Source organism: Microcystis aeruginosa LEGE 91341 (assembly GCF_015206885.1).
GTDB lineage: Bacteria > Cyanobacteriota > Cyanobacteriia > Cyanobacteriales > Microcystaceae > Microcystis > Microcystis aeruginosa_H.
This window is the reverse complement of record NZ_JADEXY010000216.1, coordinates 1-4,046: the sequence shown is the minus strand read 5'-3', so window position 1 is coordinate 4,046 and position 4,046 is coordinate 1. Positions and strand designations below refer to the sequence as shown.

The window sequence follows — 4,046 nt, the reverse complement described above, 5'->3', positions numbered from 1 at the left end:
GGGTAGGGGAGAGGAGGCACTTCCCGATGTGGGGGATTTTTGCGGACTTTTACTGCTGCCACAGAGAAAAAATTCCTGACCTGCGGCACATTGACTTTGTAGCCACAAGTAACCCCCACCTAAAATGCCCGCAGTGGCTAAAAGAGCGATTATTAAAGCAGTTGTTTCGTTTTTTTGAGACATACCCATCATTTGCTGACATTAGGGGGTCGATCGCCGGGAGACCAGTGATCAATGGAAGTTTCGATGATATTATCTTAGTGCATGGAAATCCACTCTTAATTTAGGACTGTATATCATGACCCACGCACCTATATCCCCAGTCGTACTGGTTATCCTTGATGGTTGGGGTTATCGCCCGCAAAGGTCGGATAATGCGATCGCAATGGCGAAAACCCCGATTATGGATAGTCTCTGGGAAGTTTATCCCCACACCTTAATCCGCACCTCCGCTAAGGATGTGGGACTACCGGAAGGACAGATGGGTAACTCGGAAGTTGGCCACCTCAATATTGGAGCGGGGCGAGTTGTACCACAGGAATTAGTACGGATTTCCGATGCGATCGAAGATGGTTCGATTCAACAAAATCAAGCTTTATTAAAACTCTGCGCCGAGATTCGCCCTAAAAAAAGCAAATTACACCTGATTGGTTTATGTTCCGAAGGGGGAGTCCATTCCCATCTGGATCACTTACTGGGATTATTAGACTTAGCGAAAGTGCAAGGGATTAGCGATGTCTGCATTCATGTCATCACCGATGGTCGCGATACCAATGTCACCGACGGAATGCTCGCTATTAAAAGAATTCAAGAACATATTAATAAAATTAAACTCGGTCGCATGGTGACTCTCAGTGGCCGTTATTATGCCATGGATCGGGATCGCCGTTGGGATCGGGTGGAAAAAGCCTATAACGTGATGACCAGTGATCAAGGTATCGACGGGCGATCGATCACAGAAGTATTACAGGCATTTTATGATCAAAATATTACCGATGAATTTATTCCCCCCACCAGAATTGCCCCGGGGGCGATCGAAGCGGGCGATGGGGTGATATTCTATAATTTCCGTCCCGATCGAGCTAGACAGTTGTGTTATGCCCTGACTATGCCCGATTTTGAAGATTTCGATCGAGATTTAATTTCTCCCCTTAGTTTTGTCACTTTTACCCAATACGATCCGAAATTACCAGTAGATGTGGCCTTTGCTCCCCAGAATTTAAATAATATTTTAGGACAGGTGATCGCTCAACAGGGATTAAAACAGTTTCGTTGTGCAGAAACCGAAAAATATCCCCACGTCACCTACTTTTTTAATGGGGGATTAGAAAAACCCTTTGAGGGAGAAGTGCGCGAATTAATTTCCAGTCCGAAAGTCGCCACCTATGACCAAGCGCCGGCTATGTCGGCGGCCGCAGTGACAGCATCGGTCTGTGCGGCGATTGAACAAGGGATCTATAGTCTCGTGGTAGTCAATTACGCTAACCCCGATATGGTGGGTCATACGGGCATTTTAGACGCGGCCATGAAAGCAGTGGAAACGGTGGATCTATGCTTGGCTAAGTTGTTAAGTAGCGTCAATAAATTGGGGGGAACAGTGTTAATCACTGCGGACCACGGCAACGCCGAAACGATGGTGGATGAGTCGGGTAATCCTTGGACGGCCCACACGACTAATCCCGTTCCTTTAATTTTAATTGAAGGGGAAGGGAGAAAAATACCGGGCCACGGTGGCGATGTGCAGCTGCGGGATGATGGTCGTTTAGCCGATATTGCCCCCACTATTCTGGAAATTCTCCAAATTCCCGTCCCGGTGGAAATGACTGGGCGATCGCTGATTAAACCGGCCGAAGTGGAAATTAAAGCCAGTCGCACTCCCGTCCGCATCTCGCTTTAACGAGTAAAAAGTCAAGAAAGGGGAATTTTATGCTGAAAACCATCGAAGGTGTTTATCGAGATGGACAAATACACCTAACCGAGTTACCCAATGATATTAGCGATCGCTCACAAGTGCTGGTGACTTTTCTCGATCAAATAGATCCTAGCAAGCTCAGACAACTGATGGAGTATTTAGAGAGCATTGAGGGGATTCAGCAAGGTTTCGAGGAGATGAACTCCGGGAAAACCCGTCCTCTGTCCGATTTTGCCCAAGAAATGGCCGAAAAATATGGTATTTCAGGTTGAAATTACCCCAACTGCCACGGCACAGATCGAAAAAGCCTATCGCTGGTATCGAGTTTATAATGCTGAGTTTGCTGACCGTTGGTTTCGAGGATTAATGAATGCTATTGCGACTCTGCAAGAGAAACCAACTCGTTGTGCTTTAGCGCTCGAACAGACGATTTTTCTACCCAAAGAAGTCCGACAACTTTTTTATGGAAAAGGTAAAAATGTCTATCGAGTGCTTTTTACAATTAGAGATAGTACGGTTTATGTATTATATGTTCGCCATAGCGCCCAAGCACCACTAACACTTGAGGATATAGAGGATGAAGAGGACCCTAGTTGATAACTAATTCAAAGCTGACGGCTTGATAACTGCTATACTTTGTAATGGAAAATAGAGAGTAATAATCATGACAGTGGTGCTGGTAGTACAGATTATTTGGGCGCTGGCGGCGGCCTTTCTGGCGATTTTGGTGTTATTACACAGTCCCAAAGGGGATGGTATTGGCGGTATTGGCGGTCAATCACAGATTTTTACCAGCGCAAAAACGGCGGAAAAAACCCTAAATCAGGTGACTTGGGCCTTGGGGACGGTATTTATCACCCTAACCATTGTACTGAGCGCCGGCTGGTTAAATCGCTAAATGCTAAGAGGTCGGTTCTCTTTTCTAGGACTCGCAGCCTTGGCGAGTCTTTTGCTGTTTTCCTATTCTCTGATTGCCGACAGTCGAGCGCTACCAGAGTTAAAAACCCATCCTTTACCCGCTAATTTAGCCCAATGGCAAGAGCAAAACCACCCCGGGGATTATTTTGATGCTGTGGAAATCAGTCCCGTGGGAGCGTTGATTTGGTCGCAATTTCCTGTGAAGATTTATCTTCAGAGCGATCGCAGTTCTTGGCTGAGTTTGGTACAAGAGGCGATCGCTGAATGGGGGCAGTATTTGCCGATCGAGTTGGTAAATCGGGCAGAATTGGCCGATATCCTCATTAAACAGGAGTTACCGCCATCAGGAGTTCGTTTTAATGCCGAAACAGGTAAGTTAGAACTGCCCCGGGTGCGTTCTGCCATAACACAATACGAGATTTTTGTCAAGGAAAATCGCTTAACTCATCGGATGAGTATCCAGATTAGTCCTAATTTAGCCGATCGGTCGGCCTTAGCGGCAGCGCGACACGAATTAGGTCACGCTTTGGGAATTTGGGGTCATAGTCCCCTGGAGACGGATGTGATGTATTTCGCTCAAACTAGAGATATTCCCCCGATTTCTAGCCGGGATATTAACACTTTAAAAAAGGTTTATCAGCAGCCAACTAAGTTAGGTTGGCAGATGGATCAGCTAGGGTATCTAATGCCTGAATAGGTAAATATTGCTCTTCAGTCGGTTCTGCTATTAAAAACTATAAGTTATGGATATACTTAGGATTAGCTGAATAATAGCGAAATATAGACGAGGTAAGGGTTTTAGGGTCTTGTTTCGCGAAACAGGTGCAAGATTTTGACAGAATCGTGCTTCAAAACCTTGCGTCTTCATTGGCCTGCGTCCTGTAGGGGCGAAGCATTCGGGCAATAACCTATCGGTGAAACCGGAGATTTTCTATCCGAATGCTTCGCCCGTACTTTTTGCCGCAAACCCTACTTAACCGACTAAGATGCAGCAATGTTCCTGACTTGAAAGAGGGTGTGGGGTGTGGGGAAAGAAACCTCTTTCATCTCTGGTGGTGAAAATTTTTTCATCAGGACTGACTCCATTGCTATAGCGGTATGCACTTGCATGAGGTACAATAGAAGAGGACAATAAATTATAGACCTAGGCAGGAGCCACGACCCGATGAAGCCCTATTCTTTAGACTTGCGACAAAAGATCATCGAGACCTACGAG

At 46.0% G+C, this 4,046-nt stretch carries 5 protein-coding genes and 1 pseudogene; 5 read left to right on the top strand and 1 reads right to left on the bottom strand.

Annotated elements, in window-relative coordinates:
- Positions 1 to 192: pseudogene (locus IQ234_RS20100) on the bottom strand (phosphate ABC transporter substrate-binding protein); the annotation flags it as partial.
- Between the two features lie 106 nt (positions 193 to 298).
- Here IQ234_RS20100 and gpmI point away from each other — a divergent pair.
- The 5 genes from gpmI (at position 299) to IQ234_RS20075 (ending at position 3,527) form a co-directional block, all read left to right on the top strand.
- Positions 299 to 1,897 (top strand): 2,3-bisphosphoglycerate-independent phosphoglycerate mutase, encoded by a 1,599-nt coding sequence (gpmI, locus tag IQ234_RS20095; protein ID WP_193958372.1) that lies wholly within the window; start codon positions 299 to 301, stop codon positions 1,895 to 1,897.
- 29 nt (positions 1,898 to 1,926) lie between these two features.
- The gene (locus tag IQ234_RS20090; protein WP_193958371.1) at positions 1,927 to 2,184 is read left to right on the top strand and encodes a hypothetical protein; all 258 of its coding nucleotides are present in this window, start codon (positions 1,927 to 1,929) and stop codon (positions 2,182 to 2,184) included.
- Positions 2,168 to 2,509 carry a type II toxin-antitoxin system RelE/ParE family toxin gene (locus IQ234_RS20085; RefSeq protein WP_193958370.1) on the top strand — a complete coding sequence of 114 codons (342 nt, stop codon included), beginning with the start codon at positions 2,168 to 2,170 and terminating at the stop codon, positions 2,507 to 2,509. The genes IQ234_RS20090 and IQ234_RS20085 overlap by 17 nt, the downstream gene beginning before the upstream one ends.
- Positions 2,510 to 2,576: 67 nt before the next feature.
- Positions 2,577 to 2,810: a preprotein translocase subunit SecG gene (gene secG / locus IQ234_RS20080; protein ID WP_002736485.1), complete on the top strand. Its 234-nt coding sequence runs from the start codon at positions 2,577 to 2,579 to the stop codon at positions 2,808 to 2,810.
- Positions 2,811 to 3,527, top strand: coding sequence for a peptidase (locus IQ234_RS20075; protein ID WP_193958369.1), 717 nt, complete (start codon positions 2,811 to 2,813; stop codon positions 3,525 to 3,527).
- The last annotated feature ends 519 nt before the right edge of the window (positions 3,528 to 4,046 follow it).

Excerpts from the sequence above, each read along its gene's own strand:
- secG (WP_002736485.1), top strand. The coding sequence starts at position 2,577 with ATGACAGTGGTGCTGGTAGTACAGATTATTTGGGCGCTGGCGGCGGCC.
- IQ234_RS20085 (WP_193958370.1), top strand. The coding sequence starts at position 2,168 with ATGGTATTTCAGGTTGAAATTACCCCAACTGCCACGGCACAGATCGAA.
- IQ234_RS20075 (WP_193958369.1), top strand. The coding sequence starts at position 2,811 with ATGCTAAGAGGTCGGTTCTCTTTTCTAGGACTCGCAGCCTTGGCGAGT.
- gpmI (WP_193958372.1), top strand. The coding sequence starts at position 299 with ATGACCCACGCACCTATATCCCCAGTCGTACTGGTTATCCTTGATGGT.
- IQ234_RS20090 (WP_193958371.1), top strand. The coding sequence starts at position 1,927 with ATGCTGAAAACCATCGAAGGTGTTTATCGAGATGGACAAATACACCTA.